This window comes from Streptomyces sp. NPDC015346 (assembly GCF_043078785.1).
Taxonomy (GTDB): Bacteria; Actinomycetota; Actinomycetes; order Streptomycetales; family Streptomycetaceae; genus Streptomyces.
The window spans coordinates 1,162,479-1,184,982 of the sequence record NZ_JBIBTW010000001.1 but is presented as its reverse complement, the minus strand read 5'-3'; the positions used below and the strand labels follow the sequence as shown (position 1 = coordinate 1,184,982).

The 22,504-nt window shown below is 71.2% G+C and carries 19 protein-coding genes; 4 read left to right on the top strand and 15 right to left on the bottom strand.

Features of this window, described 5'->3' with window-relative positions:
* Window positions 1-24 precede the first annotated feature (24 nt).
* From tal to pgl, 4 genes are read left to right on the top strand one after another with little or no spacing between them, the layout of a single operon-like run.
* Entirely contained in the window at window positions 25-1,167 is a 1,143-nt protein-coding gene (tal, locus tag ACF06X_RS05340) for a transaldolase (RefSeq protein ID WP_392285800.1), read from the top strand.
* A gap of 5 nt (window positions 1,168-1,172) precedes the next feature.
* Window positions 1,173-2,705: a glucose-6-phosphate dehydrogenase gene (zwf, locus tag ACF06X_RS05335; protein WP_158986189.1), complete on the top strand. Its 1,533-nt coding sequence runs from the start codon at window positions 1,173-1,175 to the stop codon at window positions 2,703-2,705.
* Window positions 2,702-3,745, top strand: a complete 1,044-nt coding sequence (opcA, locus tag ACF06X_RS05330) for a glucose-6-phosphate dehydrogenase assembly protein OpcA (protein ID WP_392285799.1) — start codon at window positions 2,702-2,704, stop codon at window positions 3,743-3,745. The genes zwf and opcA overlap by 4 nt, the downstream gene beginning before the upstream one ends.
* On the top strand, window positions 3,742-4,524 hold the full coding sequence (pgl, locus tag ACF06X_RS05325) for a 6-phosphogluconolactonase (RefSeq protein ID WP_392285798.1): 783 nt from the start codon (window positions 3,742-3,744) through the stop codon (window positions 4,522-4,524). The genes opcA and pgl overlap by 4 nt, the downstream gene beginning before the upstream one ends.
* A 31-nt stretch (window positions 4,525-4,555) precedes the next feature.
* Here pgl and ACF06X_RS05320 read toward each other — a convergent pair whose 3' ends face one another.
* The 15 genes from ACF06X_RS05320 to ACF06X_RS05250 all read right to left on the bottom strand — a co-directional run bounded on the left by ACF06X_RS05320 (window position 4,556) and on the right by ACF06X_RS05250 (window position 22,494).
* Window positions 4,556-6,097 carry a PH domain-containing protein gene (locus tag ACF06X_RS05320; RefSeq protein ID WP_392285797.1) on the bottom strand — a complete coding sequence of 514 codons (1,542 nt, stop codon included), beginning with the start codon at window positions 6,095-6,097 and terminating at the stop codon, window positions 4,556-4,558.
* Window positions 6,094-6,594 carry a PH domain-containing protein gene (locus tag ACF06X_RS05315; RefSeq protein WP_392285796.1) on the bottom strand — a complete coding sequence of 167 codons (501 nt, stop codon included), beginning with the start codon at window positions 6,592-6,594 and terminating at the stop codon, window positions 6,094-6,096. The genes ACF06X_RS05320 and ACF06X_RS05315 overlap by 4 nt, the downstream gene beginning before the upstream one ends.
* A 5-nt stretch (window positions 6,595-6,599) precedes the next feature.
* On the bottom strand, window positions 6,600-8,279 hold the full coding sequence (pgi, locus tag ACF06X_RS05310; protein ID WP_392285795.1) for a glucose-6-phosphate isomerase: 1,680 nt from the start codon (window positions 8,277-8,279) through the stop codon (window positions 6,600-6,602).
* 155 nt (window positions 8,280-8,434) lie between these two features.
* On the bottom strand, window positions 8,435-8,770 hold the full coding sequence (locus ACF06X_RS05305; protein ID WP_003957010.1) for an RNA polymerase-binding protein RbpA: 336 nt from the start codon (window positions 8,768-8,770) through the stop codon (window positions 8,435-8,437).
* 93 nt (window positions 8,771-8,863) lie between these two features.
* Window positions 8,864-9,094, bottom strand: a complete 231-nt coding sequence (gene secG / locus ACF06X_RS05300) for a preprotein translocase subunit SecG (protein WP_392285984.1) — start codon at window positions 9,092-9,094, stop codon at window positions 8,864-8,866.
* 153 nt (window positions 9,095-9,247) lie between these two features.
* A complete protein-coding gene (tpiA, locus tag ACF06X_RS05295) occupies window positions 9,248-10,024 on the bottom strand; it encodes a triose-phosphate isomerase (protein WP_392285794.1) in 777 nt (258 codons plus the stop codon).
* A 6-nt stretch (window positions 10,025-10,030) separates the two neighbouring features.
* A complete protein-coding gene (locus ACF06X_RS05290) occupies window positions 10,031-11,242 on the bottom strand; it encodes a phosphoglycerate kinase (protein ID WP_392285793.1) in 1,212 nt (403 codons plus the stop codon).
* A 110-nt stretch (window positions 11,243-11,352) separates the two neighbouring features.
* Window positions 11,353-12,363, bottom strand: a complete 1,011-nt coding sequence (gene gap, locus ACF06X_RS05285) for a type I glyceraldehyde-3-phosphate dehydrogenase (RefSeq protein WP_392285792.1) — start codon at window positions 12,361-12,363, stop codon at window positions 11,353-11,355.
* 222 nt (window positions 12,364-12,585) lie between these two features.
* Window positions 12,586-15,549: a M14 family zinc carboxypeptidase gene (locus ACF06X_RS05280; protein ID WP_392285791.1), complete on the bottom strand. Its 2,964-nt coding sequence runs from the start codon at window positions 15,547-15,549 to the stop codon at window positions 12,586-12,588.
* Window positions 15,550-15,725: 176 nt separating this feature from the next.
* Window positions 15,726-16,715 (bottom strand): DNA-binding protein WhiA, encoded by a 990-nt coding sequence (whiA, locus tag ACF06X_RS05275; protein WP_073806627.1) that lies wholly within the window; start codon window positions 16,713-16,715, stop codon window positions 15,726-15,728.
* The gene (gene yvcK, locus ACF06X_RS05270) at window positions 16,706-17,737 is read right to left on the bottom strand and encodes a uridine diphosphate-N-acetylglucosamine-binding protein YvcK (RefSeq protein ID WP_392285790.1); all 1,032 of its coding nucleotides are present in this window, start codon (window positions 17,735-17,737) and stop codon (window positions 16,706-16,708) included. Before yvcK ends, whiA begins: the two co-directional genes overlap by 10 nt.
* Window positions 17,734-18,717, bottom strand: a complete 984-nt coding sequence (gene rapZ, locus ACF06X_RS05265) for an RNase adapter RapZ (RefSeq protein ID WP_392285789.1) — start codon at window positions 18,715-18,717, stop codon at window positions 17,734-17,736. The genes yvcK and rapZ overlap by 4 nt, the downstream gene beginning before the upstream one ends.
* On the bottom strand, window positions 18,714-20,918 hold the full coding sequence (gene uvrC / locus ACF06X_RS05260) for an excinuclease ABC subunit UvrC (RefSeq protein ID WP_392285788.1): 2,205 nt from the start codon (window positions 20,916-20,918) through the stop codon (window positions 18,714-18,716). The genes rapZ and uvrC overlap by 4 nt, the downstream gene beginning before the upstream one ends.
* 173 nt (window positions 20,919-21,091) lie before the next feature.
* The gene (locus ACF06X_RS05255; RefSeq protein WP_392285787.1) at window positions 21,092-21,901 is read right to left on the bottom strand and encodes a hypothetical protein; all 810 of its coding nucleotides are present in this window, start codon (window positions 21,899-21,901) and stop codon (window positions 21,092-21,094) included.
* 5 nt (window positions 21,902-21,906) lie between these two features.
* Complete coding sequence (locus ACF06X_RS05250) at window positions 21,907-22,494, bottom strand: papain-like cysteine protease family protein (RefSeq protein ID WP_392285786.1); 588 nt, start codon at window positions 22,492-22,494, stop codon at window positions 21,907-21,909.
* Between the last annotated feature and the right edge of the window lie 10 nt (window positions 22,495-22,504).

The following is a 22,504-nucleotide window of genomic DNA, read 5'->3' as shown; positions in this document are numbered from 1 at the left end:
CGACTCATTGGAGATGCAACTCTCATGACAGACGCTCTCAAGCGCCTCTCCGACGAAGGCGTCGCGATCTGGCTGGACGACCTCTCGCGTCAGCGGATCACGTCCGGCAACCTGGCCGAGCTCATCGACCAGCAGCACGTGGTCGGTGTCACCACCAACCCGTCCATCTTCCAGAAGGCGATCTCCGAGGGGCACGGCTACGACCAGCAGCTGGCCGACCTCGCCGCCCGCAAGGTGACGGTGGAGGAGGCCATCCGCATGATCACGACGGCGGACGTCCGTGACGCCGCCGACATCCTGCGCCCGGTCTTCGACGCGACGGACGGCCAGGACGGCCGGGTCTCCATCGAGGTCGACCCGCGCCTGGCGCACCACACGGCGGCCACGGTCGCCGAGGCCAAGCAGCTGGCCTGGCTGGTCGACCGCCCGAACACGCTCATCAAGATTCCGGCCACCCAGGCGGGTCTGCCGGCGATCACCGAGGTCATCGGCCTGGGCATCAGCGTGAACGTGACGCTGATCTTCTCGCTGGAGCGCTACCGCGCCGTCATGGACGCGTACCTCGCCGGTCTGGAGAAGGCGAAGGAGCGCGGCCTGGACCTGTCCAAGATCCACTCCGTGGCGTCCTTCTTCGTCTCCCGGGTGGACTCGGAGATCGACAAGCGTCTGGACTCGATCGGCACGGACGAGGCCAAGGCCCTCAAGGGCAAGGCCGCTCTCGCCAACGCGCGTCTGGCGTACCAGGCGTTCGAGGAGGTGTTCGGCTCCGCCGACGCGTCGACCCAGCCGTCGGAGCGCTGGGCCGCGCTCGACAAGGCGCACGCCAACAAGCAGCGTCCGCTGTGGGCCTCGACCGGCGTGAAGGACCCGGCGTACAAGGACACCCTGTACGTCGTGGACCTCGTCGCGCCCGGCACGGTCAACACCATGCCGGAGGCGACCCTTGAGGCCACCGCCGACCACGGCGAGGTCGCCGGTGACACCGTGCGCGGCACCTACGAGCAGTCCCGTGCCGAACTGGACGCCGTCGAGAAGCTCGGCATCTCGTACGACGACGTGGTGCGGCTGCTTGAGGACGAGGGCGTCGAGAAGTTCGAGGCGTCCTGGAACGACCTGCTCAAGTCGACCGAGGCGGAGCTTGAGCGCCTCGCACCTTCGGAGGCGTAAGCACCTTGAGCGCAGTCCACGGAGCCAACCCGCTCCGTGACGCCGCAGACCGACGGCTCCCGCGCATCGCGGGGCCGTCGGGTCTGGTGATCTTCGGCGTCACGGGCGATTTGTCCCGTAAGAAGCTGATGCCTGCCGTCTACGACCTGGCCAATCGCGGTCTTCTGCCGCCGGGCTTCTCGCTCATCGGCTTCGCCCGCCGCGAATGGCAGGACGAGGACTTCGCGCAGGAGGTCTACGAGGCCGTCAAGCAGCACGCCCGTACGCCGTTCCGCGAGGAGGTGTGGCAGCAGCTGATCCAGGGGATGCGTTTCGTCCAGGGCGACTTCGACGACGACGACGCCTTCGACCAGCTGAAGACCACCGTCGAGGAGCTGGACAAGGCGCAGGGCACCGGCGGCAACTTCGCCTTCTACCTGTCCGTGCCGCCGAAGTTCTTCCCCAAGGTCGTCCAGCAGCTGAAGAAGCACGGCCTGGCCGACCAGAAGAACGGCTCCTGGCGCCGCGCGGTCATCGAGAAGCCCTTCGGCCACGACCTGGCCTCCGCCAAGGAGCTCAACGAGGTCGTCCACGAGGTCTTCCCGCCCAACGAGGTCTTCCGGATCGACCACTACCTGGGCAAGGAAACCGTCCAGAACATCCTGGCGCTCCGGTTCGCCAACACCCTCTTCGAGCCGATCTGGAACCGGTCGTACGTCGACCACGTGCAGATCACCATGGCCGAGGACATCGGCATCGGCGGCCGCGCCGGCTACTACGACGGCATCGGCGCCGCCCGTGACGTCATCCAGAACCACCTCCTCCAGCTTCTCGCGCTGACCGCGATGGAGGAGCCCGCCTCCTTCGACGCGGACGCGCTCGCGGCCGAGAAGACCAAGGTGCTCGGCGCGGTGAAGCTGCCGAAGGACCTGGGCGCCTCGACCGTCCGCGCCCAGTACGCGCCCGGGTGGCAGGGCGGCGCGAAGGCCGTCGGCTATCTGCAGGAGGAGGGCATCGACCCCAAGTCGAAGACCGACACCTACGCGGCCGTCAAGCTGGAGATCGACAACCGCCGCTGGGCGGGCGTCCCCTTCTATCTCCGTACCGGCAAGCGGCTCGGCCGCCGCGTCACCGAGATCGCGGTCGTCTTCCAGCGCGCGCCCCACTCCCCCTTCGACCAGACGGCGACGGAGGAGCTGGGCCAGAACGCCCTGGTCATCCGGGTCCAGCCGGACGAGGGCGTCACCATGCGCTTCGGGTCCAAGGTGCCGGGCACCTCCATGGAGGTGCGGGACGTCTCGATGGACTTCGCCTACGGCGAGTCCTTCACGGAGTCCAGCCCCGAGGCGTACGAGCGGCTCATCCTCGATGTGCTGCTCGGCGACTCGAACCTCTTCCCGCGGGTCGAGGAGGTCGAGCTGTCCTGGAAGATCCTCGACCCGATCGAGCAGTACTGGGACAAGCACGGCAAGCCCGCCCAGTACCAGGCGGGTACGTGGGGTCCGGTCGAGGCGGACGAAATGCTCGCACGAGACGGACGGAGCTGGCGCAGGCCATGAAGACCGACCTGACGGACACCACGTCCAGCAAGATCAACAAGGCGCTGGTGCTCGGGCGGCGGGCCATCGGCACGCCCGCCGTCGGCATGGTGCTCACCCTCGTCATCGTGACCGACGAGGAGAACGCCTATGACGCGCTGAGGGCGGCCAACGACGCGTCCCGCGAGCACCCTTCGCGGACCCTGGTGGTCATCAAGCGGGTCTCGCGCTCCCCGCGCGACCGCGCGAAGGCGCGGCTCGACGCCGAGGTCCGCCTCGGCGCCGACGCCAGCACCGGCGAAACGGTTGTCCTCCGGCTGTACGGCGAGGTCGTCGACCACGCCCAGTCGGTGGTCCTTCCGCTGCTCCTCCCGGACGCGCCCGTCGTCGTCTGGTGGCCCGTGAACTCCCCGGCCGACCCGGCGAACGACCCGCTGGGCGCGCTCGCCCAGCGCCGGGTGACGGACACCTACGCCGCCGAGCAGCCGATCCACGAGCTGACCGGCCGGGCGCGGACGTACACCCCGGGCGACACGGATCTGGCGTGGAGCCGGATCACCCCCTGGCGCTCGATGCTGGCCGCCGCGCTCGACCAGGTCGTGTGCGAGGTCACCTCGGCGGAGGTGGAGGGCGAGGAGTTCAACCCGAGCGTCGAACTGCTCGCCATGTGGCTCGCCGACCGGCTGAAGGTACCGGTACGGCGCACCTCGTCGGCCGGCCCGGGCCTCACGTCCGTACGGATGGAGTCCACCTGCGGGCCGATCGTGCTCGACCGGCCGGACGGCTCGCTGGCGACGCTCTCCATCCAGGGCCAGCCGGACCGTGCCGTGGCGCTCAAGCGCCGCGAGACGTCCGACCTGATCGCTGAGGAGCTGCGGCGGCTCGACCCGGACGACACCTACGCCTCGGCGCTGCGGTACGGCGTCGACCGGCTGGACGAGGCGTCGGCGGTGACCGCTCCCGACCCGGCCGAGGAGGCTGCGGTCGCGGCCGCTCCGGCGGCCGACCCCGCTCCCTCGTCCGCGAAGAAGCCCGCGGCGAGGAAGGCGGCGGCCAAGTGAGCACTCCGCAGCTCGTCGTCCACCGCGACAAGGAGCTGATGGCCCAGGCGGCCGCGGCCCGGCTGATCACGCGGATCGTGGACGCCCAGGCCACACGCGGCTCGGCGTCCGTGGTCCTGACCGGCGGCCGCAACGGCAACGGGGTTCTCGCGGCGCTCGGTTCGGCCCCGGCCCGGGACGCCGTCGACTGGTCCCGGCTCGATCTGTGGTGGGGCGACGAGCGGTTCCTGCCCGAGGGGGACCCGGAGCGCAATGTCACCCAGGCCCGCGCGGCGCTGCTCGACAGCGTCCCGCTGGACCCGGCCCGGGTGCACGCGATGCCGGCCTCGGACGGCCCGTACGGGAACGACGTGGACGCGGCCGCCGCAGCCTACGCGGCCGAACTGGCCGCCGCCACGGGCCCGGAAGACCATGGCCCGGTGCCGTCCTTCGACGTGCTGATGCTGGGGGTCGGGCCGGACACCCATGTGGCCTCGCTCTTCCCGGAGCTGCCGGCGGTCCGCGAGACCGAGCGGACGGTGGTGGGCGTGCACGGCGCGCCCAAGCCGCCGCCCACCCGCATATCGCTGACGCTTCCGGCGATCCGGGCGGCCCGCGAGGTCTGGCTGCTCGCGGCGGGCGAGGACAAGGCGAAGGCGGCGGCGATCGCGCTGTCGGGCGCCGGCGAGGTCCAGGCCCCGGCGGCGGGCGCCTACGGCCGCCGCCGCACGCTGTGGCTGCTCGACGCGGCGGCCGCCTCGGAGCTGCCGCGGGAGCTGTACCCGCCCGCGTCGGCCTGAGCCGGCTGACGGACGCTCAGGGAGGCCCGGTTCACCGCGCGGTGGACCGGGCCTCCGGCGTTTCCCGTACGGGCTCCAGGAAGGGCGCGAGCAGGTCCGGCACCGCCTCCGCGGCGAAGGCGAGACCTTCGCCCTCCCCCGCGTCGTGGACGTCGTACGCGCCCTCCCCCGCAGCGGTCGTCGCGGTCAGGGTCAGCACGCCGGCCCGGCGCTGGAAGTACGACTGCTTGACGGTCCAGCCGATGACACCGCCGCGCTGGAGGGCGACGGTGGTCCTGCGGACGGTGCCGGAGCGGGTCACGAGGTAGTCGCCCGTGATGCCGTGGCCCAGGTTGCGGTACGCGTCGAGGGCGAGGAGCACGGCGAGCGGGACCAGGACGAGGGCGCAGCCGGCGGCGACGTACAGCAGCACGGGGGTGAGGACGGCGCCCAGGACGGCGAGGACCACGACCGGGGCGAGCGCGCTCCCGAGCGCCCAGCGCAGCCGGCGGGAGCGGGCGGCGCGGGGGTGGGCGGTGAGCGGGGCCGCGGTGGGGGCCTCGGGCTCGCGCAGGACCTGGGCGGCGACCCGGTCGGCGAGGTCGCGGGGAGCGGGCGGCAGCAGGGTCTTGTGGTCGGCGTGCTTGTCCTCGCCGTCCTTGGCGAGTCCGGTGGCGACGGCGTCGACGCGGGCCGCCCGGCACATCCGTACGCCCAGCGGCTCGACCAGCTCGACGCCGCGCAGCCGCCGCTCCTCGATGGAGATCGAGCGGACGGTGAACAGCCCCCGGCGGACCCGCAGGGTGCCGCCGGGTTCACGCTCCAGGCGGTAGTTCCACCACATCTCGACCCAGAGGCCGAGCGCGCCGACGGTACCGGCGAGGAGCGCGAGGAGAACGAGGACGACGATCATCGAGAGGACGGAGGTGTCCTGGAAGCGGTCGCCTATCCACTCGATCACCTCGCCCCGGGCCCCGAACCACTCACTGACCTGCATCACGGCCCCGGCCGCCGCGCCCCCGAGGAGTGGGGCGACGAAGGAGACGGGGGCGTAGCGGATCCAGCCGGGGTCGAGGACGGCGAGGGCGCCGTCGGTCGGGCTGTCCGGGGCGTCGGAGGTCACGCGGTCGAGGAGTTCGCGGCGGAGCCGCTCTCCCTCGGCCCTGTTGACCGGGTCGAGCTCCAGGGTGGACTCGCCGCCGGCGTTCTCGCCCGTGCCGATGCGGACCTTGACCAGGCCGAGGACGCGCAGCAGTGGATGGGCCGTCAGGTCGACGCTGCGGATGCGCTCCCGGGCCAGTGAGCGCCGTTTGACCAGCAGGAGTCCGGTGTGGAGTTCGGCGCGCTCGGCTCCGACGCGGTAGCGGGTGCGGCGCCAGCGGACGTAGTCGGCGGCCGAGCCGCCCCCGACGAGGAGGGCGGCGCCGGCCAGCACCCAGGCGACGGCCCGCCACAGCGGCATGGCGCCGGCCAGGCCGAGGACGGTGGGCAGCCCGGCGCCGCCGGCGACGCCCGTGAGGACGGCGGCGGTGACCAGGACCGTACGGCGGTCCAGGCGCCGCCACTCCTCGGACGGATCCGGCACCGGCGTCATGTGGCGTCCCCGGGGGTGGCCTGGGTGATCCGGGTCAGCCGTTCGGCGAGCTCCGCGGCGAGCTCGTGGTCCAGGCCCTCGATCCGGAGGGCGCCCTTGGAGGACGCGGTGGTCACCGTGACCGTGGAGAGCCGGAAGAGCTGCTCCAGCGGGCCGCGCACGGTGTCCACGGTCTGGATCCGGGACATCGGGGCGATCCGCCACTCCTGCCAGAAGGCGCCGGTGCGGACGTAGACCGCGTCCTCGGTGACCTCCCAGCGGTGCACCCTGAACCACCAGTGGGGGAAGAACGCGGTGCAGGCCAGGCCGACGGCCGCCACGATCGCCGCGGGCAGCAGCAGCCAGAACCGGGCGGGCGCGATCAGGGCACCGAGCAGGACCAGGACGACCACCGGTACGGCGGTCGTCAGGAGCCACTGCGCGCGCCACCAGCTCACGGCGCGTTCGTTCAGCCTGTTGTTCGGCGGCCGCAGTCGCACCGCGTTCTCCCCCGTCATGGTCTCTACCGGCCACGCAGCGAGCGGTAGGTGGCGACGAGCGCGGCGGTCGAGCCGTCGAGGTCGTCACCGTCCCGGCCCTGGCCCTGGCCCCGGCCCTCGGTCAGCACCGGCTCGATCCTCTTGGCGAGGACCTTGCCGAGCTCGACGCCCCACTGGTCGAAGGAGTCGATGTTCCAGATCGCGCCCTGGACGAACACCTTGTGCTCGTACAGCGCGATGAGCTGGCCCAGGACGGAGGGGGTGAGCGCCGTGGCGAGGATGGTGGTCGTGGGGTGGTCGCCCCGGAAGGTCTTGTGCGGGACCAGCTCCTCGGCCACCCCCTCGGCCCGTACCTCGTCGGGGGTCTTGCCGAAGGCGAGCGCCTGGGTCTGGGCGAAGAAGTTGGCCATCAGCAGGTCGTGCTGGGCCGCCAGGCCGGGGGGCAGGTCGGCGACGGGCTCGGCGAAGCCGATGAAGTCGGCCGGGACGAACTTGGTGCCCTGGTGGATCAACTGGTAGTAGGCGTGCTGCCCGTTGGTGCCGGGAGTGCCCCAGACGACCGGTCCGGTCTGCCAGTCGACCGGCCTGCCGTCGCGGTCGACGGACTTGCCGTTGGACTCCATGTCGAGCTGCTGGAGGTAGGCGGTGAACTTCGACAGGTAGTGGGAGTACGGCAGCACGGCGTGCGACTGGGCGTCGAAGAACGCGCCGTACCAGACGCCGAGGAGACCGAGGAGCAGCGGCGCGTTCTCCTCGGCGGGGGCGGTGCGGAAGTGCTCGTCGACGAGGTGGAAGCCGTCGAGCATCTCCCGGAAGCGGTCCGGACCGATGGCGATCATCAGGGAGAGCCCGATGGCGGAGTCGTACGAGTACCGGCCGCCGACCCAGTCCCAGAACTCGAACATGTTGGCCGTGTCGATGCCGAACTCCTCGACCTTCTCGGCGTTGGTCGACAGGGCCACGAAGTGCCGGGCGACGGCTTCCTGGCCGGTCCGCAGCCCGGTGAGGAGCCAGTCGCGGGCGGAGGTGGCGTTGGTGATCGTCTCGATGGTGGTGAAGGTCTTCGAGGCGACGATGAAGAGCGTCTCGGCCGGGTCGAGGTCGCGGACGGCCTCGTGGAGGTCGGCGCCGTCGACGTTGGAGACGAAACGGAACGTCAGATCGCGCTGGGTGTAGGAGCGCAGGGCCTCGAAGGCCATGGCGGGGCCGAGGTCGGAGCCGCCGATGCCGATGTTCACGATGTTCTTGACCGGCTTGCCGGTGTGGCCGGTCCACTCGCCCGCGCGGACCTTGTCGGCGAACGCGCTCATCCTGTCGAGGACGGCGTGGACGGCCGGGACGACGTTCTCGCCGTCGACCTCGATCACGGCCTCGCGCGGGGCGCGCAGCGCCGTGTGGAGCACCGCCCGGTCCTCGGTGGTGTTGATCCGCTCGCCGCGGAACATGGCGTCGCGCAGCTCGGCCACGCCGGTCGCGGCGGCCAGCTCGCGCAGCAGCGCCAGCGTCTCGTCGGTCACCAGGTGCTTGGAGTAGTCCAGATAGAGGTCGCCGACCCGCAGGGCGTAACCGGTGCCGCGGTCCGGATCGGCGGCGAACAGCTCGCGCAGAGTGGTCTCGCCCACCTGCTCGCGGTGCTTGCCGAGGGCGGCCCATTCGGGCAGCTGGTTGAGCCTCATCGAGCCTTCGGTCTTCATCTCGGACATCGCCTACTTCTTCTCTTCCTGCCTGCTTGCCCCGCTGCCCTTCCAACCTAATTGATCGCTCCGACAGAGTGCGCATTCACGCGAAAGGGCCCTGCCCGCGAACTCGGTTCGCGGGCAGGGCCCTTTCGTCACACCTTCACACCGTCACACCACGCTCAGATCTCGCCGCGCAGCTTGGCGAGCGCCTCCGCGAGGATCGCCTCGCCGTCCGCGTCGCTGCGCCGCTCGCGTACGTACGCGAGGTGCGTCTTGTACGGCTCGGTGCGGGGCGGGTCCGGCGGGTTGTCCCGGTCCTGGCCTGCCGGGAAGCCACAGCGCGGGCAGTCCCACGTGTCCGGGACCTGCGCGTCACTGGCGAAGCTCGGCTGCGTCTCGTGCCCGTTCGAGCACCAGAAGGAGATGCGGAGGCGCGGTGCCGACTCGCCCCGCTCGGCCTCCCCCATCGGCCCCGCTCCGACCCGGCTTCCCCGGATCGCGTTGCCACTTGCCACGGTCGTAACTCCCTGCGTGATGGTGCTCGAAGATGCCCCAGTCTACGTAAGGCCCAACGCGCGTCCAGTGATTGGAGTTACAAACTGCCGCGCTCAGCCGTCCAGCTTCATCAGAAGAGCGAGTACGACAATGCACGCGAACCACAGCACACCGATCACGACGGTGATCCGGTCCAGGTTGCGCTCGGCGACCGAGGAGCCACCGACGGACGACTGCATACCGCCGCCGAACATGTCGGAGAGACCGCCGCCCTTCCCCTTGTGCATCAGCACGAGCAGCATCAGCAGCGCGCTGAAGACGATCAGGGCGATCGAGAACCCCATAACCACGGCTGGACCCTACTTCCTGGCATTTCCCGGATGGAGACGAACAACGGGGGCCGAAAGGCGCTGCACGCCTGCTCGGCCCCCGCAAGGGTACGACGGATCGCCGCTACGGCATACTCACCGGTCGCCGCACCGGCCGATCACGCCGGGTCACTGGTCGCGGAAGCGGACGATCTTGACGAACTCGTCCGCGTCCAGCGCCGCGCCGCCCACCAGGGCGCCGTCGACGTCGGGCTGCGCCATGATCGCGGCCACGTTGGAGGCCTTGACCGAGCCGCCGTACTGGATCCGGACCTTGTCGGCCAGCTCCTGGGAGTACAGCTCCGCGAGGCGGCCGCGGATCGCGCCGCAGACCTCCTGGGCGTCCTCGGGGGTGGCGACCTCGCCGGTGCCGATGGCCCACACCGGCTCGTAGGCGATCACGATGGACTCGGCCTGTTCGGCCGGGACGTCCTTCAGAGCGCCGTCGAGCTGGCTGAGGGTGTGCTCGACCTGCCGGCCGGCCTTGCGGACGTCCAGGCCCTCGCCGACGCACAGGATCGGGGTCAGACCGTGCTGGTACGCGGCCTTCACCTTGGCGTTGCAGACCTCGTCGGTCTCGGCGTGGTACTGCCGGCGCTCGGAGTGGCCCACGGCGACGTAGGCGCACTTCAGCTTGGCCAGCATCGCGCCCGAGATCTCGCCGGTGTAGGCACCGGACTCGTGCGCCGAGAGGTCCTGGGCGCCGTACTTGATCTTGAGCTTGTCGCCGTCGACCAGGGTCTGGACGGACCGCAGGTCAGTGAAGGGCGGCAGGACCGCGACCTCGACGGCGTCGTAGTCCTTGTCGGTGAGGGCGAAGGCGAGCTTCTGGACGTGCGCGATGGCCTCGAGGTGGTTGAGGTTCATCTTCCAGTTGCCCGCCATCAGCGGGGTACGCGAACTCACTTTTTCTCAGTCCTCCAGAGCGGCGAGGCCGGGGAGCGTCTTGCCCTCGAGGTATTCGAGGCTGGCGCCGCCGCCGGTCGAAATGTGGCCGAATGCGTTCTCGTCGAAGCCCAGGATCCGGACCGCGGCGGCGCTGTCGCCGCCGCCGACGACGGTGTAGGCGTCGCTGTCGACGAGGGCCTGCGCGATGGCGGTGGTACCGCCCGCGTAGTCGGGGTGCTCGAACACGCCCAGGGGGCCGTTCCAGAACACGGTCTCGGCGTCGGCGATCTTCGACGCGTAGAGCTCACGCGTCTTCGGGCCGATGTCCAGGCCCTCCATCGTCGAGGGGATCTTGTCCGCGTCGACGGTCTCGAAGACGGCCGGGGCCTTGGTCTTCAGGTCGGGGAATTCGGAGGAGACCAGCACGTCCACGGGGAGGACGAGCTCCACGCCGTTCTTCTCGGCGCGCGCCATGTACTCCTTGACGACGTCGACCTGGTCCTTCTGGAGCAGGGAGATGCCGACCTCGTGGCCCTTGGCGTAGAGGAAGGTGTACGCCATGCCGCCGCCGATCAGGAGGCGGTCGGCCTTGCCGAGGAGCTCGTCGATCACGGCGAGCTTGTCGGAGACCTTGGCGCCGCCGAGGACGACGACGTACGGGCGCTTGACGTCGGAGGTGAGCTTCTTCAGGACGCCGACCTCGGTGGCGATGAGGTACCCGGCGGCGTGCGGAAGGCGGGCCGGGAGGTCGAAGACCGAGGCGTGCTTGCGGTGCACGGCGCCGAAGCCGTCGCCGACGTAGAGGTCGGCAAGGGCGGCGAGCCGGTCCGCGAACGCGCCGCGCTCGGCGTCGTCCTTGGAGGTCTCGCCGGCGTTGAAGCGCAGGTTCTCCAGGACGGCCACCTGGCCGTCGGTGAGACCCGCGACGGTCGTGGTGGCGGAATCGCCGACCGTGTCGGTCGCGAAGGCCACGTCGGCGCCGAGCAGTTCGCCGAGGCGCGCGGCGGCGGGGGCGAGCGAGAACGCCGGGTCCGGGGCGCCCTTCGGGCGGCCCAGGTGGGAGGCGACCACGACGCGGGCGCCGGCCTCGGCGAGCGCCTTGACCGTCGGGAGGACGGCACGGATGCGGCCGTCGTCGGTGATGGTGGTGCCGTCCAGCGGCACGTTGAGGTCGGCGCGGACGAATACCCGCTTGCCGGCGACGCCTTCGGCGAGAAGCTCGTCGATCGTCTTCATCTTGTCCTGACTCCTTGGAACGCGGTGGAGCACACGAGACAGGGCTCGTACAGCGCGACGTTACGCTGTCCGAGCCCTGCGCTCACATCAAGGGGTGCCTGTCCTGAGACTCAGAGCTGACCGCCGACGAAGACGGTCAGGTCGACGAGTCGGTTGGAGTAACCCCACTCGTTGTCGTACCAGCCGAGGATCTTCACCGAGTTCCCCTCCTGGACCATGGTCAGGGAGGAGTCGAAGGTGCAGGAGGCCGGGTCGCCGACGATGTCCGAGGACACGATCGGGTCCTCGGTGTAGGTCAGGAAGCCCTTGAGGTCGCCGTCGTCGGCGGCCTTCTTGAACGCGGCGTTGACCTCGTCCTTGGTGACCTCGCGCTGCAGGGTCACGACCAGGTCGGTGGCCGATCCGGTCGGGACCGGGACGCGCATGGCGATGCCGTCCAGCTTGCCCTTGAGCTGCGGGAGGACCAGAGCGGTCGCCTTGGCGGCGCCGGTCGTGGTCGGGATGATGTTCTCCGCGGCGGCGCGGGCGCGGCGCAGGTCGGAGTGCGGGAAGTCCAGGATGCGCTGGTCGTTGGTGTACGCGTGGACCGTCGTCATCAGGCCCTTGACGATGCCGAAGTTCTCGTCGAGGACCTTGGCCATCGGCGCCACACAGTTGGTGGTGCAGGAGGCGTTGGAGATGACGTGGTGGTTGGCCGCGTCGTACTTGTCCTGGTTGACGCCCATGACGATGGTGATGTCCTCGTCCTTGGCCGGAGCCGAGATGAGGACCTTCTTGGCGCCACCGGCGATGTGCTTCTCGGCGTCGGCCTTCTTGGTGAAGATGCCGGTCGACTCGATGACGATGTCGACGCCCAGCTCGCCCCAGGGGATGTCGGCCGGGTTGCGCTCGGAGAGCACCTTGATGGTGTGGCCGTCGACGGTGATGGTGTCGGCGGTGTGGGTGACCTCGGCCTTGAGGCGCCCCAGGATCGTGTCGTACTTCAGCAGGTGAGCAGTGGTCGCGGTGTCACCCAGGTCGTTGACAGCCACGATCTCGATGTCGGCACCCTGCTCAAGGAGCGCGCGGAAGTAGTTGCGACCGATGCGGCCAAAGCCGTTGATGCCTACGCGGATCGTCACGAACCGATCTCCTCGTTAGGTACGCCGGTTTCGACGCCGGCGAGTTTCTTTTAGGGATGTCCCCGACCGCTTACGACCCTACCTCTCCCGTCGCCTCAGAGTGACATCGCGTGCAGCCGTAAGACCGATAAATGCACCGTGGCCCGTAACTACCGACGGGTTAGGGCCACGGTGCGCCTTTCGTCCCGATCACTGACTGTGATCAAAAGGGCGGGTAGCCGCTCAGCCGTGCAGCGTGCCGAGCGCCTTGCGGATCAGTGCCCCGCGCTCCGCCGCACTACCCACGTGTTCCAGGCCGAAACCGAGGAGAACGGTGTCGCGGGTGGTGACGGCGGCCTGCGAGTGGAAGAGGCCGGTGGAGCGCGCCCACTCGGCGCCGTTCCCGGGGCTGCCGGCCGGCGGGCCCGGTACGGACCAGGCGCCGAGCGCGGTCTCGAAGCCCTCGCCGTCGGCCGCCGTGCCGCCCAGGACGAGCCTGGTGTCGTCGACGAAGGCGCCCATCCCGCCCGTACCGGGGTCGGAGACGTACGCGATCGACAGCTCGACCTTCTTGCCCGCGTAGGCGCTCAGGTCCATCGACGCGTGCCGCCAGCCGTTGGACGGGCCGGTGAAGGCGTTCCAGGAGCCGGTGGTCCCGGTGGTGGCGCAGCCGTCGTCGCCCACGGTCAGGTAGTGGCCGAGGAAGGGGTGGCCGCGGACGTAGTAGCCCTCGCCGCAGTCGGCCGGGGCGGCGGTGGAGGTGCCGCCGTTGGCGTCGGGCAGCGTGGTCCAGTCGTCCTGGCCGACGGTGTGGGCCTCGACGACGAGGTTGTCGTAGCCGGGCTCGGTGTCGTAACTGACCTGGAAGGTCAGGGTGGGCTTGGCGGCGGCGTCGACGCCGGTGAGGTCGACGGTGCGGGTGAGACGGCTCCAGGTGTCGTCCGCGTGCCGCACGGACGCGAAGTACGCGCCTTCGTAGGGCTCGAAGGGGGTGCGGACGCCCGGGTAGTCGCCCGCGGACGCGCTGTCGCCGAAGTGCGGGAAGAGGTCCGGCTTCAGGGTGTCCGAGGTGACGGTGTACGCCCCGGCGTCGTCCAGCGGGTTGTCGGCGACGGGCCCGAGGCCGGCCGAGACGCCTCCGAAGCGGCCGGATCCCGCGAAGCCGGGCGGGTTCTTCAGGCCGGCCCGGTGGTAGGCGCCGAGGAAATACTGCGCGAAGTCGTTGGAGTCGGCGCGGCCGATGTCGACGAGGCCGCCGGACTTCTCGCCGGCGTTGACGAGCTTGCCGCCCTCGTTGAGGTAGTCGCGGACGGCGAGCATGACCGGACCGGAGGGCTGCTCGGCGCCGGTGTACCAGACGACGGTACGGAAGTGGCTCAGGATGCCGAGTGGGTGCGGGGCGCCCTGGGTGGCGACGTCCCAGACGGCGGCCTTGCGGCCGTTGTCGGCGAGCGCCTTCACATAGGCCGCGGTGTGCCTGGCGGCGGTGGTGCCACCCTCCTCGGCGAGGACGAGGACGTCGCCGCGGGGCCGGTCGGCCACGGTGTACGTGAACGGGGTGGAGGAGGTGGCCCTGCCCTGGTGGGTGCGGGCGGTGAACCAGACCTCGACGGTGTCGCCCGGTTCGGCGTCCTCGACCTCGGCCCGGTACCGGTCGAAGTAGAGGTTGTCCTCGCCTCCGTAGGTCTCGCCGCCCTCCCAGGCCTCCAGGCGCTCGGAGTGCGTCCGGCCGCCGTTGATCCGGTATTTGAGCTCCTTGGAGCGCAGGGACTTGCGGGCGGTGACGGACACCTCCTGGTCGCCGCCCCGGGCGTAGGAGGTGGGGAAGGCGTCCGGGGTGAAGTCGGGGGCTTCCTGGCCGGTGACGGAGACGGGCCGGTCCGGGTGGGCGGCGCTCTCCGCGACGGCGAGCGCGAAGGGGACGTTCTTGGCGAACTCGGCCTGGATCAGCTTCTCGTCGTCGGGGAAGGTGAAGACGGAGGCGCAGTCGGCGGGCTCCCAGGCGTCGTTCGGGTCGACGCGGGAGGCGGTGGCGCAGGTCGACATCTCCGGGGTGAACATCTGCATCCCGTTGAGGTTGGCGGCGTGTCCGTCGGCCTCGCCGTTGGTGGTGTAGAGCTCGGAGGAGACCTGCGGGCGGTATCCGAGCACGGCGGACTTCTGCGGGGTGCCGGCGAGCGCCTTGAGGGCCACGTCGTCGGGGGTGTCGGTGGCGACCTGCCAGCCGACGCCGTAGAGGAGCAGCTGGGCGGCGGAGTGGTAGTTGATGCCGTACTGGAAGCCGATGCGCCGCTGGAAGGCGTCGAGCGCCCTGGTCTCGGGCTCGGACATGGGGCCGGTGCCCCGGTAGGTCTCGTCGGCCGGGTCGGGTGACGAACCCTCGTCGTCGTAGCCCCACTTGTAGGAGAAGTTGCGGTTGAGGTCGACGCCGTCACCCGCCTCGATCCGCCCGTCGCCGTTGTTGTCGCGGAGGTTCTTGCGCCACTGGCGGTGGTCGGGGTCGGCGTGGGTGAAGTCGTACCCGTCCGGGTTGGCGGAGAGCACGAACCACACCTCGGTGGTGTCGACGATCCGGGTGATCCGCTCGTCCTTGCCGTAGCCGTCGAGGTAGTGGTGCATCAGCCGCCGGGTCATCTCGGGGGTGATCCACTCGCGGGCGTGCTGGTTGGAGACGTACAGCGTGGCGGGCCTGGAGCCGTCCGCGGCCCGCTTGGCGCCCTTGGTGAGCTTGAGGGCGAGGATGTCCTGGCCCTTGACCGTCTTTCCGATGGAGACGACCTTGGTGAGGCCGGGGTGGGCCTGGGCGGTGGCGAGGATCTCCTGCTTGAGGCCGTTCGGGCCGCCGTACGGGCGGAAGACGCCGTCCCCGGCGCCGGCGACGCGCTTCTCGGCCTGGGGGGAGAGGGTGTGCTCGGCGAGTTCGACTCCCTTGCCGCGCAGCCGGCCCGCCTGCTCCTCGGTGAGGTAGAGCTCGAGGGTGGCCGAACCCCGGTCGGGTACCTGTTCGGTCAACTCGTGGGCGTCGGTGCCGGCTTCGAGGAGCAGCGGCACCTGCTCCTTGCTGACCGTCGCGCGCCATACGGACAGGGCGTCGCCACCGGCTGTCCCGTCCGTACCGTTCGGTTCCGCTCCGGCGACGGGTGCGGCCGCCAGTCCCGCGATCAGCAGTGAAGCCACGGCGAGGATCGATCTCGCTCTGCGTCTCATGAACCCCCCTTGCTGTTGTCTGCCACGACAGTGGACAGACGACAGGCTCACGGGAGGCCATGACCCTGTCAAGGGCGCCCACGGCGCGGCGTCCGGACCTCACCCAGACCGCTGCCGGTGCCTCAAGGAGGCACCGGCAGCGGTGAGTTGAGCGGAACGAGGGGTGGAGAGGGGGCTCAGCCGACGAGGCTGTCGTCCAGCTCCTCCGTCAGGTTGGACTCGGTCCCCGGGATGCCCAGGTCCTGGGCCCGCTTGTCCGCCATGGCCAGCAGACGGCGGATCCGGCCGGCGACCGCGTCCTTGGTCAGCGGCGGGTCGGCGAGCGCGCCGAGCTCCTCCAGGGAGGCCTGCTTGTGCTCCATGCGCAGCCGGCCGGCGGCGGCGAGGTGTTCCGGCACCTCCTCGCCGAGGATCTCCAGGGCGCGCTGCACCCGGGCGCCGGCGGCGACGGCGGCGCGCGCCGAGCGGCGCAGGTTGGCGTCGTCGAAGTTGGCGAGGCGGTTGGCGGTGGCGCGGACCTCGCGGCGCATCCGCCGCTCCTCCCAGGCCAGCACCGACTCGTGGGCGCCCAGCCGGGTCAGCAGGGCGCCGATGGCGTCCCCGTCGCGGACGACCACCCGGTCCACGCCCCGTACCTCACGGGCCTTGGCGCCGATGGAGAGCCGGCGCGCGGCGCCCACCAGGGCGAGCGCGGCCTCGGGACCGGGGCAGGTCACCTCCAGGGAGGAGGAGCGCCCGGGCTCGGTCAGCGAGCCGTGGGCCAGGAACGCGCCGCGCCAGGCCGCCTCGGCGTCACAGGTGGCGCCGGAGACGACCTGCGGGGGCAGCCCGCGGATGGGACGGCCCCGGCCGTCGACCAGGCCGGTCTGCCGGGCCAGCTGATCGCCGCCCGCCACCACCCGCACGACGAAGCGGGAGCCGCGCCGCAGCCCGCCGGGGGCCATCACGATCAGCTCGGAGCTGTGCCCGAAGATCTCCAGGATGTCCCGCTTGAGCCGCCGCGCCGCCATCGCGGTGTCCAGCTCCGCCTCGATCACGATCCGCCCGCTCACCAGGTGCAGGCCGCCGGCGAACCGCAGGATCGACGAGACCTCCGCTTTCCTGCAGCAGGTCCGGGTGACGGGAAGCCGGGAGATCTCGTCCTTCACCGCTGCCGTCATCGCCATGGGCCGATCCTTCCATGCATCCGAAAAATACGGTCGTACGCGGCGGCCAACAGCTCCGGGTCGTGCTTCGGAGCGCCGTCGGCCCGAGCCACCGGCGCCAGCTCGAGCGCGGCGCCGAGCCGCTTGGCGGCGTCGACGAGGGGCTGCCTGGCTGACACGTCGGGCACGGCGGCCTCGTCGGCGAGCACCACGTCCAGAGCGAGTTTAGGGGCGTGTCGTCCCAAAACCTCCAAATGACGCTGCGGTGAGAACCCTTCGGTTTCTCCCGGTTGCGGTGCGAGGTTGAGGGAGAGGACCCGGCGGGCCTTGGTCTCCACGAGCGCGTCGAGCAGCTCGGGCACCAGCAGATGCGGGATCACCGAGGAGAACCAGGAGCCGGGACCGAGGACCACCCAGTCGGCGTCCCTGACCGCGGCCACGGCCTCGGGCACGGCGGGCGGGTCGTTCGGCACGAGGTGCACGGACTGCACCTCACCGGGCGTGAGCGCCACCGTGGCCTGACCGCGGACGGTGTCCACGTCCTCCGGGCGCGCCGGATCGTGCCCCTTGACCAGGGCCTGGAGCTCCAGCGGCACGGCGGACATCGGCAGCACCCGGCCGTGCGCGCCGAGCAGCTTGCCGACCAGGTCGAGGGCGAGGACATGGTCGCCGAGCTGCTCCCAGAGGGCGACGATCAGCAGATTGCCGACCGCGTGCTCGTGCAGCTCGCCCTTGGACTGGAAACGGTGCTGGATGACCCGGGACCAGGTCTGGCCCCAGTCGTCGTCCCCGCAGAGCGCGGCGAGCGCCTTGCGCAGGTCGCCGGGGGGCAGCACGCCCAGCTCCTCCCGGAGCCGGCCGCTGGAGCCGCCGTCGTCGGCGACGGTGACGACGGCGGTGAGGTCGCCGGTGATCCGGCGCAGGGCGGCGAGGGAGGCCGACAGACCCATGCCGCCGCCCAGCGCGACGACCTTGGGCTGGGCGCCGCGCCTGCGGAGCGTACGCACCGAGAGGGTGGACGTACGCCGGCGGTACGGCTTCACTCGCGCCCCATGTCCCGGTGGACGACGACGGTCTCGACCCCTTCCGAGGCGAGGCGCGCGGCGAGCTTCTCGGACGTGGCGACGGAGCGGTGCTTGCCGCCCGTGCAGCCGACCGCGATGGTCACGTACCGCTTGCCCTCGCGGCGGTATCCGGCGGCGATCAGCTGGAGCAGCTCGGTGTAGCGGTCGAGGAACTCCTTGGCGCCCGGCTGGTTGAAGACGTACGCCGAGACCTCTTCGTTGAGACCGGTGAACGGCCGCAGCTCGGGGACCCAGTGCGGGTTGGGCAGGAAGCGCATGTCGACGACGAGGTCGGCGTCGACGGGCAGTCCGTACTTGAATCCGAACGACATGACCGTGGCCCGCAGCTCCGGCTCCTCGTCGCCGGCGAACTGGGCGTCCATCTTGGCGCGCAGCTCGTGGACGTTGAGGCTGGAGGTGTCGATCACCAGGTCGGCGTCGCCGCGCAGCTCGCGCAGCAGGTCGCGCTCGGCGGCGATGCCGTCGGTGATGCGGCCGTCGCCCTGGAGCGGGTGGGGCCTGCGGACCGACTCGAACCGCCGGACGAGGGCGTCGTCGGAGGACTCCAGGAAGACGATCCGCCTCGTGACCTGCTGGGCGTCGAGGGCGGCGAGGGACTCCCGCAGGGCGTCGAAGAACTGCCGGCCGCGGACGTCGACGACGACCGCGATCCGGGCGACGTTGCCCTGGGAGCGGGCGCCGAGCTCCACCATGGTGGGGATCAGCGCGGGTGGCAGGTTGTCGACGACGAACCAGCCGAGGTCCTCCAGGCACTTCGCCGCGGTGGACCGGCCGGCGCCGGACATGCCGGAGATGATCACCAGCTCGGGGATGGCCGCCGCGTCGGCGGTCTCGCCGGCCTTCTTCGTGCCCGTACTCACGTGTCCTGCTCCGTCTTCTCGCTGGTACTCGCCGTGCTGATCATGCTCGTCGTGCCGGTCGTGGTCGTGCGCGGTCATGCGGTGCTGCCCCCGTCGTCTTCCATGATCTCTCCTGTTGCCGTGTTCACGGCGGGTGCGGCCGGGGCCGCCTGCGCGAGGGCCACCGCCACGGCCTCGGCCGTCTTGCGGCCCATGCCGGGAACCTCGCAGATCTGCTCGATTGTCGCCTGCCGGAGCCGCTTCACCGAGCCGAAGTGCTTGATGAGCGCCTGTTTGCGGGTGTCGCCGAGGCCGGGGATCGCGTCCAGCGGGCTGCTCCTGACGCGCTTGTTCCGCTTCGAGCGCTGGTAGCGGATGGCGAAGTCGTGAGCCGTGTCACGTACCCGCTGGAGGAGGTACAGACCCTCGCTGGAGCGGGGCAGGACGACCGGGTCGTCGTCGCCCGGCAACCAGACCTCCTCCAGGCGCTTGGCGAGGCCGCAGACCGCGATGTCGTCGATGCCGAGCTCGTCCAGGGCCCGCCGGGCGGCGGCGACCTGCGGCTGCCCGCCGTCGACGACGACGAGCTGGGGCGGGTACGCGAAGCGCTTGGGCCGCCCGTCGTCCACGGGGACCTCGCCGGAGGCGAGGGGGCCGGGGGTGGTGGGGGTGCGGGTGGCGGTGCCGGTGCCGTTCACGGGGGGCGCGTCGGTCCCGGGGGTGAGGTCCGGCCCGGGGGTCAGGTCCGGCCCGGGGGTCAGGTCCGGCCCGGGGGGCGCGTCGGAGGCGGTCGGGCGGTCGCCGTTCGCGGAAGCGCCGGCCCCGGCGGCGGCCGCCGCCTCCGCCGCCTCGGTGCTCTCGGCGTCCTCGACGCCCTCCGGCGCCCACTCCCCCGTCCTCTCCTTCTCGGCGAGGTAGCGCTTGAAGCGGCGGCTGATCACCTCGTGCATCGAGCGGACGTCGTCCTGGCCCTCGAAGCCCTTGATCTGGAAGCGGCGGTACTCGCTCTTGCGCGGCAGCCCGTCCTCGAAGACGACCATGGAGGCCACGACGTCCTCGCCCTGGAGGTGCGAGATGTCGAAGCACTCGATCCGCAGCGGCGCGGAGTCCAGGTCCAGGGCCTCGGCGATCTCCTCCAGGGCCCGGGAGCGGGTGGTCAGGTCGCTGGCGCGCTTGGTCTTGTGCAGCACCAGCGCCTGCTGCGCGTTGCGCGCGACCGTCTCCATCAGGTCCTTCTTGTCGCCGCGCTGCGGGACGCGGAGCGAGACCTGGGAACCGCGGCGGCCCGAGAGCCACTGGGCGACGGCGTCCAGGTCCTCGGGGAGGGTCGGGACGAGGACCTCCTTGGGGACCGCGTCGCCGCTCTCCTCGCCGTACAGCTGCTGGAGCGCGTGCTCGACGAGCCCGGCCGTCGACACGGCCTCGACCTTGTCGGTGACCCAGCCGCGCTGGCCGCGCACGCGTCCGCCCCGGACGTGGAAGATCTGGACAGCCGCCTCCAGCTCGTCCTCGGCGAGCGCGATCAGGTCGGCGTCGGTGGCGTCGGCGAGGACGACCGCGTTCTTCTCCATGGCGCGCCGCAGCGCCTCTATGTCGTCGCGGAGCCGGGCCGCCCGCTCGTACTCCATCTCCTCGGCCGCCGCCGTCATCTGCTTCTCCAGGCGGCGGAGGTACGTGCCGGTGCGGCCGGCCATGAAGTCGGAGAAGTCCTCGGCCAGTTCCCGGTGCTCCTCGGGCGTGACCCGGCCCACACACGGCGCCGAGCACTTGCCGATGTAGCCGAGGAGGCAGGGACGTCCGGCGGAGGCGGCGTTGCGGAAGACACCGGCGGAGCAGGTGCGGACGGGGAAGACGCGGAGCATCAGGTCGACCGTCTCGCGGATGGCCCACGCGTGCGCGTACGGACCGAAGTAGCGCACGCCCTTCTTCTTGCTGCCGCGCATGACCTGGACGCGGGGGAACTCCTCGTTCATGGTCACGGCGAGGTACGGATAGCTCTTGTCGTCCCGGTACTTGACGTTGAACCGGGGGTCGAACTCCTTGATCCAGGAGTACTCCAGCTGCAGCGCCTCGACCTCGGTCGAGACGACGGTCCACTCCACGGAGGCGGCGGTCGTGACCATCGTGGCCGTGCGCGGGTGCAGGCTCGTCAGCGGCTGGAAGTAGTTGGCCAGCCGCTGACGCAGGGACTTCGCCTTCCCGACGTAGATCACCCGGCGGTGCTCGTCGCGGAATTTGTACACCCCGGGCGAGTCGGGGATCTGTCCCGGCTTGGGGCGGTAGCTGGAGGGGTCGGCCATGTTCCCCACCCTACTGTCGGGGACCGACAGTCAGGGATGCCGCGCTCGTTGGCGGACGGCGGGGCGGAGGGCGGGGCGGGGGGCGGGGCGGGGGGCGGGGCCCGGCGGGGGCTCGCCCGCCGTGCCCTGCCCTATGTGCCCTGCCCTGTGTGCCCTGCCCTGTGTCCCGGGCGTCAGGCGGCGGGTTCCTGGCGGGACCGGGACCGCAACGCCGGCCGGCGGCGGCGCCACGCCGCCGTGCCGAGCAGCCCGAGGGCCAGTGCCGCGCCCGCGCCCGCCGTGGCGGAGGCGGCCGTGACGAGTGGCTCCTCGTGGGCGGGGGCCGGGGCGTCGTAGCCGCCGGCCGCACCCTTGCGCGCGTAACCGGAGCCCGGCAGCTTGTCGCCGTACGCCCGGGTCACCCGCTCCCGGTACGCGGCCAGGCTCGTCCCGTCGCCGCCGACCGCGCGCACCGCGTCCTCGTCCAGCGGGAGCACCTTCGTGCCCTTGTGGACATACCAGGCGTCGATCTGCGGCTCGCGGAACACGACGCCGCCCGGCAGCGTCCGCTCCCCCTGCGCCGCGTAGCGGGTCTCGTCGTCGCCGGTGGCGATGTTCACCACCCGCCAGCCGTCGGCCTGCCGCACGGTCCACAGCGAGGCGGTCTGCCCGTCCGAGGCGACCGCCTTGCTCGCGTGGAACTCGACCCGGGCCACCGGCGCGCCCGCCTTCCCCGCCACGAAGTCCGGCGAGAGCACCCGTACCGGCACCGAGGCGCCCTCGATGCGGGGCCGGGCCGCGGAGCGCGCGAGGGCGCCGTCGCGGGAGAAGAAACGGGAGAGCGTGTCCAGGGTCTCCGGGGCGGAGGCCGCCTGCTCGGGCCCCGCGGCGGGAGGGGCCTCGGCCGCGGGAGGGGCCTCGGCGGCCGTGGCCGGGACGGAACCGAGGGCGACGAGGGCGAGGGCGGACAGGAGCCCGGCGCTCGCGGCACGTACGTGGGTCATCGTCGTCACGCCCCTATCCGGTAGAGCGAGTGGGTCCAGGAGAAGGAGCCGTTGTCCACGTACCAGGCGTGCGAGGCCCAGTTGTAGCGGTCGCTGGAGGGCCAGGGGTCGCCCCAGTAGACCCAGCTGTTCGCGTCGTCGTAGCCGTAGATCACATGCATGTGGCCGCCGCCGCTCGACCACTGGATCCGTGTCTCGATCGGGCGGTCGGCGTTGATCTCGCTCTGCACGGTCGGGTAGCGCAGCCAGCCGGTCACGTACGAGCCGGGGTTGACGCCCGCCCAGCGCAGTCCGGTCTGGACGTTGCCGAGGGTGGCCTGGTTGTTGGGGCAGTCGTAGCCCTGCTGGCGGTTGAAGGCGGCGTTGCAGAACTGGTTCTGCGTGTAGTTGCGGCCGAACCAGGTGGCGATGGTGTTGCCGCCGGCGGCCCAGCACCAGTTGGTCTTCTGCTGCGCCTGCATGGTGATGTTCAGGCGCTTGTACGCGAGGGCCGACGCGTCCTCGTGCGGGGCGGCGGCGGAGGCCGAGGTGGTGGGGACGAGGAAGAGGGCGGCAGCGGCGAGTGCCGCGAAGGACAGCTTTCTTCTGCGCATCGCGTTCCTC

What these genes read in the sequence shown, in the direction of transcription:
- ACF06X_RS05320 (WP_392285797.1), bottom strand. Translation starts at nt 6,097, where the DNA reads ATGACGCCGGTGCCGGATCCGTCCGAGGAGTGGCGGCGCCTGGACCGC.
- pgi (WP_392285795.1), bottom strand. Translation starts at nt 8,279, where the DNA reads ATGTCCGAGATGAAGACCGAAGGCTCGATGAGGCTCAACCAGCTGCCC.
- whiA (WP_073806627.1), bottom strand. Translation starts at nt 16,715, where the DNA reads ATGGCGATGACGGCAGCGGTGAAGGACGAGATCTCCCGGCTTCCCGTC.
- ACF06X_RS05315 (WP_392285796.1), bottom strand. Translation starts at nt 6,594, where the DNA reads ATGACGGGGGAGAACGCGGTGCGACTGCGGCCGCCGAACAACAGGCTG.
- ACF06X_RS05290 (WP_392285793.1), bottom strand. Translation starts at nt 11,242, where the DNA reads ATGAAGACGATCGACGAGCTTCTCGCCGAAGGCGTCGCCGGCAAGCGG.
- ACF06X_RS05280 (WP_392285791.1), bottom strand. Translation starts at nt 15,549, where the DNA reads ATGAGACGCAGAGCGAGATCGATCCTCGCCGTGGCTTCACTGCTGATC.
- uvrC (WP_392285788.1), bottom strand. Translation starts at nt 20,918, where the DNA reads ATGGCCGACCCCTCCAGCTACCGCCCCAAGCCGGGACAGATCCCCGAC.
- ACF06X_RS05250 (WP_392285786.1), bottom strand. Translation starts at nt 22,494, where the DNA reads ATGCGCAGAAGAAAGCTGTCCTTCGCGGCACTCGCCGCTGCCGCCCTC.
- ACF06X_RS05255 (WP_392285787.1), bottom strand. Translation starts at nt 21,901, where the DNA reads ATGACCCACGTACGTGCCGCGAGCGCCGGGCTCCTGTCCGCCCTCGCC.
- rapZ (WP_392285789.1), bottom strand. Translation starts at nt 18,717, where the DNA reads ATGACCGCGCACGACCACGACCGGCACGACGAGCATGATCAGCACGGC.
- tal (WP_392285800.1), top strand. Translation starts at nt 25, where the DNA reads ATGACAGACGCTCTCAAGCGCCTCTCCGACGAAGGCGTCGCGATCTGG.
- secG (WP_392285984.1), bottom strand. Translation starts at nt 9,094, where the DNA reads ATGGGGTTCTCGATCGCCCTGATCGTCTTCAGCGCGCTGCTGATGCTG.
- opcA (WP_392285799.1), top strand. Translation starts at nt 2,702, where the DNA reads ATGAAGACCGACCTGACGGACACCACGTCCAGCAAGATCAACAAGGCG.